This window comes from Nonomuraea sp. NPDC048916 (assembly GCF_040649575.1).
Lineage (GTDB): Bacteria > Actinomycetota > Actinomycetes > Streptosporangiales > Streptosporangiaceae > Nonomuraea.
In genome coordinates this window covers 39634-56041 of record NZ_JBEZFS010000040.1, presented here as the reverse complement: position 1 = coordinate 56041, position 16408 = coordinate 39634, and the positions used below count along the sequence as shown (strand labels likewise).

The 16408-nt window shown below is 67.6% G+C and carries 18 protein-coding genes and 1 pseudogene; 14 read left to right on the top strand and 5 right to left on the bottom strand.

From position 1 onward, the window contains the following. Nucleotides 1–12: 12 nt before the first annotated feature. Nucleotides 13–1698, bottom strand: coding sequence for an AMP-binding protein (locus AB0C16_RS32770; protein ID WP_357688665.1), 1686 nt, complete (start codon nt 1696–1698; stop codon nt 13–15). A 35-nt stretch (nt 1699–1733) separates the two neighbouring features. Next, entirely contained in the window at nt 1734–2495 is a 762-nt protein-coding gene (locus AB0C16_RS32765) for an SDR family oxidoreductase (RefSeq protein WP_357688663.1), read from the bottom strand. Between the two features lie 289 nt (nt 2496–2784). Between AB0C16_RS32765 and AB0C16_RS32760 the strand changes: the two genes are divergently transcribed. The 3 genes and pseudogenes from AB0C16_RS32760 to AB0C16_RS32750 all read left to right on the top strand — a co-directional run bounded on the left by AB0C16_RS32760 (nt 2785) and on the right by AB0C16_RS32750 (nt 5303). Then, nucleotides 2785–3459: a FadR/GntR family transcriptional regulator gene (locus AB0C16_RS32760; RefSeq protein ID WP_357688662.1), complete on the top strand. Its 675-nt coding sequence runs from the start codon at nt 2785–2787 to the stop codon at nt 3457–3459. A 121-nt stretch (nt 3460–3580) separates the two neighbouring features. Next, nucleotides 3581–4426, top strand: coding sequence for an SDR family oxidoreductase (locus AB0C16_RS32755; RefSeq protein WP_357688660.1), 846 nt, complete (start codon nt 3581–3583; stop codon nt 4424–4426). A gap of 396 nt (nt 4427–4822) precedes the next feature. Beyond that, nucleotides 4823–5303, top strand: a pseudogene (locus tag AB0C16_RS32750) (Tn3 family transposase). Between the two features lie 224 nt (nt 5304–5527). Here the strand turns inward: AB0C16_RS32750 and AB0C16_RS32745 are convergent. Continuing rightward, nucleotides 5528–6160: a helix-turn-helix domain-containing protein gene (locus AB0C16_RS32745; RefSeq protein ID WP_357688658.1), complete on the bottom strand. Its 633-nt coding sequence runs from the start codon at nt 6158–6160 to the stop codon at nt 5528–5530. A gap of 60 nt (nt 6161–6220) precedes the next feature. Here AB0C16_RS32745 and AB0C16_RS32740 point away from each other — a divergent pair, with 60 nt between their 5' ends. The 6 genes from AB0C16_RS32740 to AB0C16_RS32715 all read left to right on the top strand — a co-directional run bounded on the left by AB0C16_RS32740 (nt 6221) and on the right by AB0C16_RS32715 (nt 10059). Continuing rightward, on the top strand, nt 6221–6511 hold the full coding sequence (locus tag AB0C16_RS32740; protein ID WP_357688656.1) for an antibiotic biosynthesis monooxygenase: 291 nt from the start codon (nt 6221–6223) through the stop codon (nt 6509–6511). A 56-nt stretch (nt 6512–6567) separates the two neighbouring features. Continuing rightward, nucleotides 6568–7482 (top strand): ABC transporter ATP-binding protein, encoded by a 915-nt coding sequence (locus AB0C16_RS32735; protein WP_357688654.1) that lies wholly within the window; start codon nt 6568–6570, stop codon nt 7480–7482. Next, the gene (locus AB0C16_RS32730; protein WP_357688652.1) at nt 7475–8242 is read left to right on the top strand and encodes an ABC transporter permease; all 768 of its coding nucleotides are present in this window, start codon (nt 7475–7477) and stop codon (nt 8240–8242) included. The genes AB0C16_RS32735 and AB0C16_RS32730 overlap by 8 nt, the downstream gene beginning before the upstream one ends. Beyond that, entirely contained in the window at nt 8239–9036 is a 798-nt protein-coding gene (locus AB0C16_RS32725) for an ABC transporter permease (protein ID WP_357688650.1), read from the top strand. The genes AB0C16_RS32730 and AB0C16_RS32725 overlap by 4 nt, the downstream gene beginning before the upstream one ends. 15 nt (nt 9037–9051) lie before the next feature. Then, entirely contained in the window at nt 9052–9522 is a 471-nt protein-coding gene (locus AB0C16_RS32720; RefSeq protein WP_357688648.1) for an SAM-dependent methyltransferase, read from the top strand. Nucleotides 9523–9687: 165 nt separating this feature from the next. Continuing rightward, entirely contained in the window at nt 9688–10059 is a 372-nt protein-coding gene (locus AB0C16_RS32715) for a DoxX family protein (RefSeq protein ID WP_357688646.1), read from the top strand. A 116-nt stretch (nt 10060–10175) separates the two neighbouring features. Here AB0C16_RS32715 and AB0C16_RS32710 read toward each other — a convergent pair whose 3' ends face one another. Beyond that, nucleotides 10176–10472 (bottom strand): hypothetical protein, encoded by a 297-nt coding sequence (locus AB0C16_RS32710; protein ID WP_357688644.1) that lies wholly within the window; start codon nt 10470–10472, stop codon nt 10176–10178. A 21-nt stretch (nt 10473–10493) separates the two neighbouring features. Here AB0C16_RS32710 and AB0C16_RS32705 point away from each other — a divergent pair, with 21 nt between their 5' ends. The 5 genes from AB0C16_RS32705 to AB0C16_RS32685 all read left to right on the top strand — a co-directional run bounded on the left by AB0C16_RS32705 (nt 10494) and on the right by AB0C16_RS32685 (nt 14831). After that, nucleotides 10494–10823: a hypothetical protein gene (locus tag AB0C16_RS32705; protein ID WP_357688642.1), complete on the top strand. Its 330-nt coding sequence runs from the start codon at nt 10494–10496 to the stop codon at nt 10821–10823. A 490-nt stretch (nt 10824–11313) separates the two neighbouring features. Continuing rightward, nucleotides 11314–12657, top strand: a complete 1344-nt coding sequence (locus AB0C16_RS32700) for an MFS transporter (RefSeq protein ID WP_357688640.1) — start codon at nt 11314–11316, stop codon at nt 12655–12657. After that, entirely contained in the window at nt 12650–12979 is a 330-nt protein-coding gene (locus AB0C16_RS32695; RefSeq protein WP_357688638.1) for a hypothetical protein, read from the top strand. The genes AB0C16_RS32700 and AB0C16_RS32695 overlap by 8 nt, the downstream gene beginning before the upstream one ends. 254 nt (nt 12980–13233) lie before the next feature. Continuing rightward, nucleotides 13234–14205 carry an RNA polymerase subunit sigma-70 gene (locus AB0C16_RS32690; protein WP_357688636.1) on the top strand — a complete coding sequence of 324 codons (972 nt, stop codon included), beginning with the start codon at nt 13234–13236 and terminating at the stop codon, nt 14203–14205. Between the two features lie 62 nt (nt 14206–14267). Further along, the gene (locus AB0C16_RS32685) at nt 14268–14831 is read left to right on the top strand and encodes a dihydrofolate reductase family protein (protein WP_357688634.1); all 564 of its coding nucleotides are present in this window, start codon (nt 14268–14270) and stop codon (nt 14829–14831) included. A 147-nt stretch (nt 14832–14978) separates the two neighbouring features. Here AB0C16_RS32685 and AB0C16_RS32680 read toward each other — a convergent pair whose 3' ends face one another. Then, nucleotides 14979–16106, bottom strand: a complete 1128-nt coding sequence (locus AB0C16_RS32680) for an alpha/beta hydrolase (RefSeq protein WP_357688632.1) — start codon at nt 16104–16106, stop codon at nt 14979–14981. Nucleotides 16107–16408 lie beyond the last annotated feature (302 nt).

Genomic DNA, 16408 nt, shown 5'->3' with positions numbered 1-16408 from the left:
CCCAGGTCCCTGTCATTGGGCCGCCGTCTCCACCAGTGCCAGCTGCTGACGGAGTTCGACTTTACGGATCTTCCCGCTGGGCGTCTTGGGCAGGCTCTGCACCAGCACCAGGCGCTCCGGCAGGAAGTGCTTGGACACGCCGTTGTCGAGGAGGTGCCGGTTGAGATCGTCGAGGGTCAGACCATCGGCGCGGGAGTGCACCACGGCGCAGGCCCGCTCACCGAGACGCTCGTCGGGAACACCGACGACGGCTACGTCGACAACATCAGGGTGGGTGTAGAGCACGCTTTCCACGGCAACCACGGGGATGTTCTCCCCTCCGCGGATGACGATGTCCTTGCTGCGCCCCTCAAGGTAGACCAGCTGGTTCTCGTCGATGCGGGCGGTGTCGCCGGTGTCGAACCAGCCCTCCGCGTTGATCTCCTTGCGGGTCCGGTCGGGCAGGCTTTGGTAACCCAGGAAGAGTCCTGCGCTGCGAACCTGCATCCGTCCCGGCGTGTTGACGTCCACGGGCTCGCCGTCCGACCCGACGACGCGGACGGCTACGCCGGGCACCGCCCGGCCGTCACTGGCGAGCTCGACCTCAGACATGCCGGGCCGGCAGGAGACCCCGATGCCGATCTCGGTCATTCCCCAGGCGGAGCCCACCCAGCAGCCGAAGGCATGGCGACCGGCGCCGGGGAGCGCACGGGGGACCGGCGATCCCGTCGTGATGACGGCGCGCAGCGCGCAGCGCGGGTCACCGACGAGGTCGGTGGTGAGCAGGTCCTGGAGGAACGTCGGGGCGCCGAAGAACACCGTGGCCTGTTCCTCACGCAGGAAGGTCGCGGCCGTCGACGGGCTCCACTTCTCGAGGTAGACGGCCGTCCCCCTGAGGTACGCGGTCATCAGGACTCCCCACAGGAAGCCGCTGTGGTGGCCGACCGGTGAGACCACGGCGTTGACGATCGGGGCGCCGAGGTTCTCCGCTCCGAAGTAGGCCAACCAGTTCCGAAGCACCGCGATCAGGGTCTGGTTGGTGTTCATGACGCCCTTGGGGGCGCCCGTCGTGCCGGAGGTGAACCCGATGTGGCACAAGGCGCGAGGGTCCACGGTGGGGAGTCGCACGCCGGCCGCAGCGGACGGGTCGGCCAGGTCCCCGAGCGCGATCTCGCCATCGACCCGGCTCGACTCGCCGCGCACGGCGACCAGCGGCGCCGCCTCCCCACACGAGGCTCGCACGACCGCCAGCGGGGTGGCGCTGGCGACTTGCTCCTGCGTCACCACCAGCTTCGCGCCGGTCGAGGCCAGGATGTGCCCGACCTCCTTGGTGCCGTAGGCAACCGGGATACCGGTGTAGACGGCGCCGGCGCGGTTGATGGCGAAGATGAGCGCGGCGAACTCGATGCAGTTCGGCAGCATGACAACGACGGAGTCGCCCTCGGCGACTCCGCGGGCTCGCAGACCCACGGCGAGATCGGTGACGTAGGCGTCGAGCTCGGCGTAGGTCATCGCGCGGCGGCTTCCACCCGGCCCAGCGGAGTCAACCGCTGCGATAAGGTCGGGGTGTGCGGCAGCCGCGTCGGCGAGCAGGGAAGTCAGCGTCTGTGAGGTCCACTGGCCGCTTGACTCGTAGGCGGTCGCAAGCTCCGGGGTCAGCCTGCTGTCCGGGCGGATGCCCGGGTGCTCGCCCACGGCGGATATGTTCTGCGAACTCACGATACGCTCCTCATTGGTTGGTGTTGCTCGACCGCTCAACGCGCGGTCTCTCCCCCATCGACTGTCAGCACGGCTCCGGTCAGAAACGTGCTGTGGGGGTCGCACAGTGGTCCCATTGCGGCTACGACGTCATCGACTGTCCCAAACCGGCGCGCGGGCACGGCCCTCACCACACGGGCGCTCTGTTCAGGGTTCGCGCGGATGCTCGCGTTGAGGTCGGTCGCGATGAACCCGGGGGCGATGGCGTTGACCTGGACGCCGTAATGCGCCCATTCGACTGCCATGCTGCGTGTGAACGAGATGACGGCCGCCTTCGAGGCGCAGTAGGCGGCGTGCTCGGCGACGCCTTTGAACGCGTAGTTGGAGGCGACGTTGACAACCCGGCCGGAGCCCTGGGCCGTAAGGAAGGCCCCCGCGGCGCGTGTCACCCGCACCGTGCCGAGGACGTTGGTTCCCCACACCACGGTCCACGGCTCGTCACCGGCGTCCAGGAGAGTCCCCGAGGCAAGCACACCCGCGCAGTTGACCAAGAGGTCCAATCCGCCGAGGTCGTCCACCGCCTCCGCAACGAAGCGCTCGATGGAGTCGTGATCCAAGACGTCGACGACATGCGGGTGGGCGGTGCCACCCGTAGTGGCGATGTCATCGGCTACCACGCTCAGCGCTGCGGAGTCCCGGCCGCCGACTGCGACCGTTGCGCCGGCCGCTGCCAGCGCTTGCGCGATTGCTCGACCTATCCCCCTGCTGGCACCTGTGACGATGGCCCTTCGGCCGGCCAGATCCGGGAAACCCGACATGGTGTTGCTCCTCATCGCGCAGTGCGTCTCCGACGCCCTCTCGGGAACGAGTCGACCACATCCGCGACGCGGAGACGAGTACACATAATGTCGAACATTCATCAGATGGGCAAGTACCATCCAGTAGCAGCTTCGACACACCGCCGTCGGGAGGGAGCCAGTAGACTTCTGATTCGGCGGTTGACTGATGTAGGACACTTGTCAGCCCCCCAGAAACGAGAGGCCCGCATTGGAGACCTTTGGTGAGGCCCGCACTCTCGGGCAAGCCGTTGTGCGCCCGCGTCAGCAGGTGGAGGACCGCATACGTCGGGCAATCCTTGATGGCGAGCTCAAGCGTGGTGAACGCCTTCCTTCGGAGACCGAACTCGCGCGCCAGTTCGAGGTGAGCAGAACGACGGTGCGCGAAGCGCTGCGCTCGCTGTCGACGCAGAACTTCATCGAGAAAGTCCCGGGAGCGGGCGGCGGCAGTTTCGTCCGGGCCGTGGACCACGAAGCGCTCAGCGAGATGCTGTCCGAGTCCATGAAGAACCTGCTCAGCCTCGGCAGCATCGGAGCCGACGAGGTGCAGTCAGTGCGTGAGTACCTCGAGGTCCCGGCAGTCCGACTGGCCGCCGGTCACCGCAGCGCGGAGGACCTGGCCCAGCTGCACGAGATCATCGAGCGCCAGAAGTCGGTCCGCGTGACGGACCCGTCCGTGCCCCAGCTCGACGTCGACTTCCATTCGGCGGTTGCCCGCGCGTCCGGCAATCGAGTGCTGGGGTCGTTCGTCCAGGCCCTGCATGAGCAGACGATGCCCGTGCGGTTTCTCGATCTCTCCGAGCAGGTCGGCGCCGAGACCGTGCTTCAGCACCTGCAGATCGTGAAGGCGATCGAGGCGGGTGACGAGGACGCGGCCCAGGACGCCATGGTGACGCACCTTCGCTACCTGCAGGCTCACCGCGCGGCCGCGGCGGAGCGTCTCTGAGTCTGCGGCTCTCGCCCCGGCCCGCACCGCCCGCAACACGTCGTGCTGACCCACCCCTTGCCACGACTTAAACTGTCCGACAATAATCGGATAGTCCTTAGGTGGTCGATGCAGGGAGTGCATGGTGGGTTTCGAGGGACAGACAGTGGTCGTGACCGGCGCGGCAGGAGGTCTGGGGCGCTCGATCGCAGGCGAGTTCCTCGAAGCCGGCGCGAGTGTGGTGCTCGTGGACCTGGAAGCCGGCCGTCTGAGGGAGGTTTCCACGCGACTCGGCTTCCCCGACCGGGTCATGGTCTACGCCGGGGATCTGACCGACGAGGATGACGTCATCGGCCTCGCGGAGGCGACGGCCGACAGGTTCGGGACTTGCGACGTGCTGGTGAACAACGCCGGCATCTTGGGCGCTCCCGGGCCGTTGGCGTCGCTCTCGACGGCGGCGTGGAACGAGACGATCGCGGTGAATCTGACGGCTGCGATGCTCTGCACTCGCGAGCTGGGCCGCCTCATGATTGACAACGGCCACGGCGCCGTCGTGAACATTGCCTCGGTGGGTGCGCATTCGCCGAACACCTCCCCCACCTATGGCGTCTCCAAGGCGGGTTTGGTCGCGCTGACGCGACACACCGCCGTGGAGTGGGGCCCGCTGGGGGTAAGGGCGAACGCGGTCAGTCCCGGGTTCGTGCGCACGGAGATGTCGGCGGCTCACTACGCCGACCCTGATCTGCTTGCGTTGCGCACCCAGCTCACCCCTGTGCGTCGCATCGGCGCCGCGTCCGACATCGCGAGCGTGGTGGCCTATCTGGCGAGTGACGCCGCCGCGTTCGTCAATGGTCAGGAGCTGGTGGTCGATGGCGGGTTCCTGTCCGCTCCGCTGATGCATGTGCAGCGTCACGCGGATCAGTACGGCGGCCATTCGGCCCCCCAGCCTGCACTCTTTGCGGATCACCTGCGTTCCGCGGGGGCCTAGCGATAGCGCTGTCGCGCCATGTTCGGTCCCGGTCACGTGTCCTTCCTGTCGGGGCGGTCAGCAGCGACGTCGGGACACGCCCGATGCCCCGACTCCGGGGCTCTCCTAGGGGATCAGCCCACATAAGCCCAAAACCCACATTGGGATGATCTTGAAGGGTTGAGCGGCGGGGTTGATGAAGCTGTGATCTTCTTCGCCTGTTGCGTGCGTGTTCGTCTCGCTACGGTGTGCCTCGTCCGTTGGCGGGGCGAGCCGGGAGGCGTGTGCGGTGACGTCGGTGGAGCGGACCGCCTACCGGGTGTTCCCGCGGTTGATGATGACGCGTGAGCTGTACCTCTTCTCTGCTACGCAGGCTGGGCTCCCACTCGCGCAAGAACGAGGGAGCTGGTCGAGAAGATGTGGCCCGACCAGATCTACCGGGCCTTTCGCGAGGTCGGGCGCAGTGTGCGCACCGTGGCGCTGCTTCGCTTCCTGGCCGATCCCGCCCTGCGACGGCGCATCACCGCAGTTACCAACAAAGTCGAGGGCTTCAACGGCTTCTCCGGCTGGCTGCGCTTCGGCAACGACGGCGTCATCGCCGACAACGATCCCGCCGAGCAGGAGAAGATGATCAAACAACTCGCTGCTGGCCAACTGCGTGATCTTCCACACCGCGCTGGACATGACCGAGGTGCTGCGCCAACTGCTGGCCGAGGGCTGGCAACCCGAGCCGGGCAAGGACATCACCGCCGAAGACATCGCGCAACTGTCGCCCTACCTGACCGCGCACATCAGCCAATTCGGCCTGTATGCCACCGACGTCCTGCGCCTGCGCCCCGCCGACTTCGACCCCGACCTACCCGACATCGACTTCACCGCCCTGACCGAAGCGGCCTAGGGATGGGCCGTCGGAACCCTTCAGGGGCCCGGGCCGCTGCTCTCATTCCATCGCACCGTTGTCGGATTGAGGTTGTCGGGCGTCAGCGGTGGCGGAAGGTCAGGACGCCAAGGACCGCTCTTTCGGGGCCGTAGCTGCGGCGGATGCTGCTGACTTACCGCTCGGGCGGCGAGGCTTGTACGGCTGGCGCGAAGTTCGCCGTCTACCAAGCCCCACCGGCAGACCTAGCCTGAACAAAGCTGGGTGCGAAGTGTCTGGCCGACCCACTGCTCCCAGCGCTCACGCGGCCAGCCCCGCTCCTGCACGAACAGCAGGTACAGCTCGGGGCTGAGCAGGCCGAACAGTAGATCGGCCGCTTCCTGCGCCGACAGTTGTGCCCGTGCGTCCGGTTTGGCGACCAGTGCTTCGGCGGCTTCTCGCTGCACGACGTAGCGCGGATTGACCGAGTGCGGCCACAGGGCGGCAACCTCGGGGTCGCTCGCGACCGCTCCTTCCAGGACTTTGCCGATCGGCGCGACTCGTTCCAGGACGGAGGTCGTGCCTGTGACGTAGGCGCGGACCATGTCGTGGGCGGTGTCTGCGGCCAGCGCGTCTCTGTACCACCGTCGGTCCATCGTGGCCACGGGCTCGTCGTCGCCCGCGATCGTGACGTCGACCAGTTCCTTCAGCAGGGCGCGTTTGTTGCCGAAGACGAAGTAGATCGTCTGCACCGCGACCCCGGCCTTGTCGGCGACGTCCTGCAGGTTCGTCGCACCGTATCCGTCCCGCACGAACAGCTCCAACGCCGCCGCCAGGATGCGCTGGCGCGTCTCGTTGGCTTTCTGTGCTCGTTTGTTCGGCCTCTTGACATCGCTCATGGTTAGAGTCTATCTCTAGATTAAGTCGCTAGAAGTCAGCTCTAGAGAAGAGATCTAACAATGACTGTCATCAGTGTCACCCGTTTCCAGGCCGATCCCGCCGACGCCGAGAAGGTCCGGGAACGGCACGCCGCGCTGGTCACCGCGATCAGGTCCGCGCAGTCCGGCCTCACCGAGGCGCGCCTCGGCCGGCTCAACGACGAGACGTGGGTCGGCGTCTGGCGCTGGGAGTCGGCCGCCAGCCTGCAGGCTGCCCGCCAGGCTGCATCCGCCACCCCCGCGGCAGCCGCGGCGTTCGCCGTGGCCCGCGACGTCATCGCGGACGACATCGAAGTCCTCGACGAACTCTGACCGCCTGACCCGGCCCCGGAACCCGGGGCCGGGCTCCCTCGAATCGAGGAAATGACATGATCGAAATCAACGAACTGACCAAGGTATACGGCTCGGCCCAGACCCCTGCCGTCGACCGGGTGTCGCTCGCCGTACCCGCTGGGACGGTCTTCGGCTTCCTGGGACCGAACGGTGCCGGCAAGACCACGACCATCAAGATGTTGGCCGGACTGCTAACCCCGACCTCGGGCCAGGTCCGGCTGGGCGGATACGACGTGGCCCGGCAGCGTTCGGCCGCGATGGCGCAGTTCGGGGCCGTGCTGGAAGGCTCGCGCAACGTGTACTGGAGCCTGTCGGCTTGGCAGAACCTGATGTACTTCGGACGGCTCAAGGGCCTGCGCAAGGCCCAGGTCGCCGACCGCGCCCAGGGTCTGCTGACCGGGCTGGGGTTGTGGGAGCGGCGCGGCGACAAGGTCGGCGGCTTCTCCCGCGGCATGCAGCAGAAGGTCGCGATCGCCGTGGCCCTGATCGCCGGCCCACCGATCGTGCTGCTGGATGAGCCGACGCTCGGCCTGGACGTCGAGGCCACCCGCACGGTCAAGAACTGGATCACCGAGCAGGCCCGCGAACTGGGCACCACCATCCTGATCACCACGCACCAGTTGGACGTGGCCCAGGAGCTGTGCAACCGGGTGGCCGTGATGCGCCAGGGGCGGCTCGTGGCCGACCTGCCCACGCATGAGCTGCTGGCCGGCTTCCGCGAACGGGACAGGTATGAGATCCGCGTCGAAGGAGCGCCGCCACGGGGGTTCGAGGGCGTCACCCGCGAAGGCGTCACCACGATCAGCGTGCGAGTCGGCGAACCGAGTGAGGTCTATGACGTGGTGGAGCGTCTGCGCGCGCAGGGGGTCGTCTTGGAGTCGCTGACCCAGGTTCAGCCCGATCTGGAGGATGTGTTCCTCGCCCTGGTGAACGAGCCGTCCCATGCTTAATGTTCTGGGTGCGGAGATCGGCAAGGGCCTGCGCGTTCAGCTGGCCCACCCGATCGGCCATGTCATCACGCTGCTGATCAGCACCATGATGTACCTCGGCCTGCAGTTCGTGCTGGGCCAGGGCGAACTGCGGCAAGATCTGCTGCCGCAGACCCTGGTCGCGATCGGCGGCTACTGGTTCCTGCAGTACGCCGCTCTGGTGATGGTGGCCGACCTCATCGAGGAGAAACGTGCCGGCACCTTCGCCCAGGCGCAGATGACCACGGCGCCGCCGTGGCTGCCGATGCTCGGTAGGCTGATCACCGCAGCGGTGTTCGGCCTGGTGGTGGCCGCGGTCGCCTCTCTCGTCCCGATGCTGGTGGCCGGGATCTCGATCCCGCTGCGCTGGGCGGCGCTCCTGCCCGCCCTGCTGTTGGGGGTCAACGTGCTGGCCTTCACCTTCCTGCTCGCCGCCCTCGCGCTGGCCTCCCCGATGATCGGCGCGCTGCAGTCGCTGTTCACCTCGCTGGTGCTGCTGCTCAACGGCTCGTTCCTGCCACTGGCCTTCTATCCTGACTGGCTGGCCGTCCTGGCCAGAGTCCTGCCCACCACGCTGGGCATCGAGGCGATCACCCAGCCCCTGTTCGAGGGCCGCACCCTGGGCGAGATCTGGAGCGACGGCACCCTGCCCTGGCTGCTCCTCCACACCTTGGTGCTCACCGCCGTCAGCGGCCTGCTGTTCGTCCGCAACCACCGCCGAGCCTTGCAGGAGTCCTCATGACCTTCGCCCGCGGCTTCGCCGCAGAAGTCCGCAAGGGACTGCTCAACCTCGCCGCCGGATGGCGCGAAGGCCTCATCCAGATGATCACATTCCCGCTGTTCTACCTACTCATCGTGCTGTTCATGGGACGCGGGCAGCTACGTGCGGACCTGCTGCTGCCGGTACTGCTGGGCATGGTGGCTCTGACCTTCATCCACGAGCAGGTCAACCGGATGTTCTGGAGCTACCTGGGCGACATCCAGTCCGGCGTGCTGGAACAGACCTACCTGACCCCGCTGCCCTCGGCCACGAGCATCCTCGGCCGCCAGGTCGCCGCCGTGATCTCGGCCCTGCCCACCGCGCTGGCCGTCCTGGCCACAGGCGCCGTCGCCATCACCGTCCAGGGCGGACACTTGCCCTTCGACGCGCAGGTGATCGTGCCGCTGGCCGCCATCGCGCTGGGCACCTGCGGACTGGCCCTCATCCTGTGCGGCCTGACCCTGGTGTTCAAACGCATCGAGATCATCACCCAACTGTCGGTGGCCGTCTATGCCATCGCCGGCGGCACCCTGGTCCCGCTGGCCGCCATGCCCGACCTGATCGCCTTCCTCAGCCGGCTGCTGGTCCCCATCGCGCCCGGCATCGAAGCTATGCGCGACATCCTGCTCGGCGGCCACTCTCTGGCCACCCTCCCGACCGGCTGGGGCCTGGGGTGGCTGCTGGCCCAGCCGCTGCTCATCGTCGCCGCTGGGGTGATCCTTTTCAACCGGCTCGAACACCTCGCCAAACGCCGCGGCACCCTCGGTCGCTACTAGAACGTGGAGATCACCATGACAACCGGCACCGTGACCCTGCGACCAGTCGGCCGGGTGGTGGGCGGGCGCAGCGAGATGGTCGAAGACGACTGGCACGACGTTCGAGCCGTGATCCGGTTGGACGGCGCGACCTTCACCGCCTCGGCGGTGCTCGGCCTGGTGGACTTCTCCCACCTGGAGGTCGTCTTCCTCTTCGACCGGATCGACCCGGCCGAGGTGCGCACCGATCCCCGTCCCCCACGGGGAAATCCGAACGCGGCCCCGGTGGGGATCTTCGCCCATCGAGGGCCGTACCGGCCCAACCGTCTTGGCGTCTCCCGCTGCCGGCTACTCGCCGTGGACGGCCTGAACCTGCACGTCGCCGACCTGGACGCGCTGTCAGGTACACCCATCCTGGATATCAAGCCGTACCTGATCGAGTTCGCCCCCCGCCATCCGGTCACCCAGCCAGCCTGGGCCACCGAACTCATGAGCCCCTACTACTGAGGTTCCGATCGACGGCCCGCCGTCGCCCATCCAAGTGATCAACCTGGTCCGCAGGGCCATGGCCTCTCGTAGATGACACCCATCGCCCGCAACTGCCGGGCGACTGTGGACCGGTCGGGGCCAGGTCGAGCACCTCTGCATCGCCCAACGGAGAGAGCAACTGACATGAACGTATTTCTGTGGATACTGCAAGCCGTCCTGGCCACGGCCTTCGGTCTGCTCGGGGTCATGAAGTCCACCCAGCCCAAGGAGAAGCTGCGCCCCACGATGCCCTGGGTGCAGGACTTCACCCCCACCCAGGTCCGCCTGATCGGCGTGGTCGAACTTCTCGCCGCCCTCGGCCTGATCCTGCCCGCCATCACCGGCGTCGCCCCGACCCTCACCCCCCTGGCCGCCACCGGCCTGGCCATCACCATGCTCGGCGCCGCCACCACCCACGCCCGCCGCAAAGAACCGTCGGCCATCGCCGTCAACGTGGTACTGCTCGCCCTGGCCGTTGTCATCGCCTGGGGCCGCTTCGGCCCTTACGCCTTCTGACCTCTGCCGCGTTCTAGAGAGTCCTCAGCACAGGCGAGAGGTACCCTTGAGATCAAGGACGGCGCCAGTGGCCCTCGTTCAACGCTCCGGCCGACCAGCTGCGCGTACCCCGCCTATCAGCGCCTGCTGTCGCCAGGGGCGAGCAGGCTGGTGAGCTCGGCGATGGCCTCCGGGGAGGGCTTGAAGTAGCGACGCAGGTTCTCCGGCTTCTTATGCCGCGACTTGGCCATCAGCATCAACAGGCCCGCTCCGGCCTCCCCAAGGTGCGTCAGGGCCGAGTGACGGAACTCATGCAGGTCCCAGCCCGTGCCCGATCCGCCGGTGGCGGTGTGCTCATCTAGCAGGGCACGGGCCTGCCCATACGACAGGCGGGCCAAGCCGGTGTCGGGGCACACGTCCCGCGCGCTGACCACCTTCCCAGGCCCGGGGCGGCGATGGGTGACAAACACCGGACCGCGGGTGCGACCTTTGAGCAGGCGGTCTTCTCCCTCAGATGCACCTCCCGGCGGGCGATCAACCGGTCGATGGCCATGCGCGAGCGGACCGGGGTGTCGGAGTCTGGAACCGTCAGCCGCTTGGTCCACGCCGGGATCACCGGCGCCTCGTGGCCACGCTCGCGGCACCACCCCAGCCAGGAGAGCACCGACGCGCGGCGCGCGTTCCAGGTGTTGACCGCCGCGGTGCCCCACAGCAGTTCCAAGGCTGCGCCGATCTCCTCATCCGCGACCGCCGCGGCCTATGTCGACCGCCGTCACAATCCGTGACGAACATCGACCAAGTCATGCCTTGAAGTCCGGTGACCTGGAAACTCTCACAGAGCAACCCCGGCTAAACTCACAGAGCGCCATCACCTCCAGATCGACGACGATCAGGCACGACTGCGGCTGAGCCGTGGGCCCTCGTGCTTCCCGAGCCGCCGGCCGGCCTGGTCCGCGGACTGACCGTCACACACCCAGGGGCACACCGCCCTCGGCGATCACGGCTCCTCGCCCTGGTTGTTCCCGGCGGGCAGCCCGGCTCCGCCAGGGCGCCCGTCGGCCACGTTCGTTCACCAAGGCCCGCATGGGGGTACGGCCGATTCCCCGGCTGCGGTGCTCGAGCAGGGTCGCCCACTCCATCACGGCGAACGCGGCCGACTCCTTCACCTCGGCTGGGGCGGGCTGGTTGGCACCGCGAAACAAGACTATTGCCTTCATCACGACCCACCGGTATCGTCCGTCCATCAGGTCGAATGTCGAACATTAGGAATCCGGTATGACACAAAACGCTGTCGCCGCCACCAACACGGGCGCCCCCCTTGCCAGCAAGGACTCCATCCGCAAAGTCACCGTCGCCTCCATGGTCGGCACCGTGATCGAGTGGTTCGACTTCAATCTCTTCGGTGCCATGGCGGCGCTAGTTCTCGGGCCGCTCTTCTTCCCCACGGACAACCCCCTCACCAGCACGCTGCTCTCCCTGGCGACGTTCGGCGTCGCGTTCGTCGCGCGCCCCTTCGGTGGCGTCGTGTTCGGTCACTTCGGCGACAAGTACGGTCGCAAGAAGGCGCTGGTCCTCGCGCTGCTCATGATGGGTGTCGGCACGTTCGCCATCGGCCTGCTCCCCACCTATGCCTCAATCGGCATCGCGGCGCCGATCCTCCTCGTCACCCTCCGTCTGCTTCAGGGCCTGGCACTGGGCGGCGAGTACGGCGGCGCAGTGCTGATGGTGGTCGAGCACGAGGGGGCGGCCAAGCGTCGCGGCTTCTTCGGAGCCTGGATGGGCAGCGCCTCGCCGATCGGGTACATCCTCGCCGCGGGACTCATCGCCATCACGTCGACGTTCATGCCGGAGGACGCCTTCAACTCGTGGGGCTGGCGTGTCCCGTTCCTGCTGAGCGCCGTCATGGTCATCGTCGGCCTGTACATCCGCATGTCGCTTGAGGAGTCGCAGGCGTTCAAGGAGGTCGTCGAGCAGTCGGAGACCCCGGAGGTCGTCAAGATCCCCTTCGTGGAGATGTTCAGGCGCTACCCGCGCAGCGTGTTCTCCTCCGTCGGTGCCGCTCTCGGCATCCACGCCGGCTACTACCTGTCCATCATCTTCGCCCTGGCATACGCCCGTAACGACGTGGGCTTCAGTGCGACGTCCGGCCTGGTGATGGTCCTGATCGCGTCCGTCTTCTACTTCTTCGCGATCCTGGTTTCGGGACACATTTCGGACAAGGTAGGCCGCAAGGCTCCGATGCTCGTCGGCGTCATCGGCTTCGCTGTCTGGGTCTTCGCACTGTTCCCGCTGATCGCTACCGGTAACGCCCTGCTGGCGGGCCTGGGCTTTTCGGTCGGCCTGATCTTCCTCGGGTTGCTCTACGGCCCGATGAGCACCTGGCTTGCCGAGCTGTTCGGAACACAGGTCCGCTACACCGGCATCTCGTTCGGGTACACCATCGCAGCCGTCATCGGTGGAGGCATCACGCCGGCGCTGGCCGTCGCGCTGATGGGCCGCTACGACAGCACGATCCCGATCTCGGTGTTCGCCGCATGCATCTCGATGATCGCGTTCTTCACCATCCTGTTCACGCGTCGTGGGCTGTCCCACGAGGAGGAGGACCTGAACAATGTCTGAGACCAGCAACGCGAAGCCGGGAGTGTTTCTGGTGCGAGCCGAGGTTCGTGACGATCTGCGTGACGACTTCGACCACTGGTACGAGACCGACCACCTCCCGCTGGTGATCAAGACACTCGGGGCCAAGTCGGGACGGCGCTGTTGGAGCGTGACCAGTCCCGGAGTCCACTTCGCCGAGTACGAGTTCGACGACCTCGACTCTCTGGTGCAGATGGTCGGGTCGCCGAAGCTTCAACCACTGCTCGACGAGTTCGACTCCCGGTGGCCCGAAGGGGTCGTGCGGACGCGGGAGATTCTTGAACCGGCAGGCGCAGAGCGGTGAATCACTCCAGATGAATGCCGGCGGCTGACAATCGGCCGGTGAGGACAGACCGGCACAGGGGCCCGGGGCGGCGGAAGCTCGCCCCGGGCCCCTGTGCGCCGGGGGCGTTGGTCCAGAACTCGTAGAGCTAGAGGGCCTGTTGCGGAAGTCGATCAGTGCCCAGGGTCTCCTGTGGGACTGGTTTGTCGTACCCGCCTGGCATGATCGCTCGCCGTCAGGGACAACGTGGCCTGATCTGATGGGAGTCACAGGTAATGAGCAGCGACGGTGTGAGCGACTTCGCCGAACGTGCCGAGCGGCACCGGGGCGAGCTGCGGGTGCACTGCTACCGGATGCTCGGGTCGTTCGACGAGGCCGAGGACCTGGTCCAGGAGGTGTTCCTGCGGGCGTGGCGCGGCCGGGACGGCTTCGAGGGCCGTTCCTCACTGCGCGCCTGGTTGTACCGGATCGCCACCAACGCCTGCCTGGACTTCCTCGACGGCCGGAGCCGCCGGACGCTGCCCGACCAGGCCGATTCGCCGGCCGGCCCGTGGTTGCAGCCGTTCCCCGGCCACCTGTGGGAGCCGGTGGCACCGAGCGCCGACGACCCGGAGGCCGCGGTGGTCGCGAAGGAGACCCTGGAGCTGGCGTTCCTGGCCGCCATCCAGCACCTGCCGCCGAGGCAGCGCGCCGCGACGATCCTGTGCGACGTGCTGGGCTGGCCGGTCCGCCAGACGGCCGAGGCCCTCGACGGCAGTGTCGCCTCGGTCAACAGCGCACTGCAGCGGGCCAGAGCCACCCTGCGCACCCACCTGCCGCCCGGCCGGTCGGACTGGGCCCCGTCAGCCCCGCCCACCGACGAGGACCGCAGGATCCTGCGCCGCTACATGTCCGCGGTGGAGCGCGGCGACCTGACCGAGGTCGCCGAGCTGCTGGCGCGGGACGTGCGGGCGACGATGCCGCCGTACCCGGAGTGGTTCGCCGACCGCGACGGCGTGCTGGCAGCGCTGTCGGCGAGCTGGGACGCCGGCTCACCCGACTACATCGGAACGCTGCGCATGCTGCCGGCGAGCGCCAACGGCCAGTTGGCCGCGGCGACGTACCGGTGTCCGCCGGGCGGGCACGCGTACGAGCCGTTCGGCATCGGCGTGCTGCGGGTCCGCGACGGCCGGATAACCGAGATCGTCGCGTTCCACGAGCCGGCCCTGTTCCCGTCGTTCAACCTCCCACCCACCCTGGACCGATGAGGTTCCGCGGTGGATGCCGTCTCAATACCGCACGAGGCAATCAGCCGGCAGAGGAGACAGCAGTGAACGACATCGAACCGCAGACCGCGAACGGCAAGGTGCTCTGGCACTTCACCATGTCCCTGGACGGGTTCGTGGCCGGGCCGAACCATGAGATGGACTGGATGATGACCGGCATCTCGCCCCAGCCGGGCCTGATCGAGGAGTACGTCGAGACCACCGGCGCGATCCTGGGCGGCCGGCGCGGCTGGGACCACTTCCCGGATCCCCGCAGCGTCTACGGCGGCGCCTGGACCGGACCCATCTTTGTGCTCACCCACCATCCGGAGGACGCCAAGCCCGCCGACGGCGTCACATTCCTGGACTGTGACGTGGCCGAGGCGGTACGGATCGCGCTGGCCGCGGCCGGCGGCAGGAACGTCGAGGTGCATTCGCCGACGATCGGTGGCCAGCTTCTCGAACGCGGGCTGCTCGACGAGATCAACCTGCACATCGCGCCCGTGCTGCTCGGCGAGGGCATCCGGCTGCTGGACCTCCCCGGTGGCCGGCCGCACTACCTCCACCGGGTCGGCGCCGGCGACCCCACGGCCGAGTTGAGTGTGCGGTACCGGCCGGTCAGGCCGTGACCGCGAGCGTCACCACGGCGACGGCGAGCGCACCCAGCAGGGTGCCGATCGCAGATGGCGGTGTCACCGTCGAGGTGGCTCACCGCCAATCCGACGGCACGTGGTTGTGGGTGATCGACCAGCCCAGCCTGCTGGGGTAGGTCAGAATCACCTTGCCGTGGCCGACAGAAATGCGCGCACCGTCGCGACCGCCGAGGGGCCGGCCTCCTGCAGGAGTGCGTGTCCGGCCTCGGCGACATCTACCAAGCCCGAATTGGGCATCACCTCGTGGTAGCTGTTCGCCGCCGACCGCGGTATGTAGTCGCATCTGCCCCGGAGTATCAGGGCCCTTACTGGCACGAGGTTGGGCAGCTCCGCTTTGGCGACACCGTCGCGGTCCGGATGTAGCTGCGGCACCTGGGCGGCGTAGAAGCCCAGGCGGGACGCGCTCGCGAACTCCTCGTGCCGGCCACAGTACATTGCCGGTTCCGAGGCGGTGAACAGCTCGGCGAATCGGGCGTCCATCTCAGCGTCCGAGGCGAACCATCGGGCCACGTCCGGATCCGCGGCGGTAAGCGCGTAGGTGAACAGGTTGCGGGGTTTGAGGGCCAGCCCGTAGGTGTGTGCCTTCTGGGTGAGGGTCAACCGGGTCTGGGGCAGTCCGCTCTGTAAGGGGCGGCCCTTCCAGGGAAAGAAGCCCGGCGACACGAGCACAAGGCCCTCGACTCGTTCCGGGTGCTCGGCGGCGTAGACGGTCGCGACCTGCGCCCCCCACGAATAGCCGAGAATCGAGACCTTCGGCATGCCGGTTGCCTTGATCACCGCGCCGAGGTCGTCCACGGCTCGCCTCAGAGAGTAGTTGCGCGGTTCGGCGATTCTGCTGGAGTCACCCGTTCCGATCTGATCATAAATCACGACGTCGCGGCCCACCGCCAAGCTATCCAGCGCGCGCACCTCGGCGTCCGTGAAGGGCACCCCGGGCCCGCCGTGTACGGCTACCAGGGGTGGTCCGTCCTGAGCAGTCCCCCGAGTCGTGCGGACGGCGAGCTCACCTCCTGCCACCTGCAGACGCGTGGCGCGGCTGCCCGAGGGGGTGTCCGGTGGGAATCCCGGCCACAGGAACAGGCCCAAGGAGATGGCCGTGCTGAAGGCGACCAGGCGCGCCGCGGCGAACAAGGGCCGCACCCGGGGCGGCTCGTGTGACCGCAGGGCCCGCCATTTCGCGATCAGGATCGCGGCGGCGCAGCTGGCCAGCCATGCGCCGACGAGCGCCGTCCACGGCTGGTGAGTGAACATGACCAGCAGAACGACGCTAGTGCCCTGCAGCAGGGACAGCAGGAAACACAGGAGTGCAAAGCGAACCGGCCTCATTGCGGCTCACCGCGCCTGACGGGCAGCGTGGACAACCCCGATTTCAGTGCCAGCGACGGGATCAGGTGCACTGCCACGTCCGCCCAGCAGGGTGCGGTCCCAACGAAGCCCTTCCCGATGTGACTTCCGGCATTCTGCCTCCTCCTTGCAGCCCGTCATACGTCAAGGCCATCCTCGATCGCCGAGTCATCGGTCGCATCCTCGGAGCGGTGTAAAAGGCTCAACGA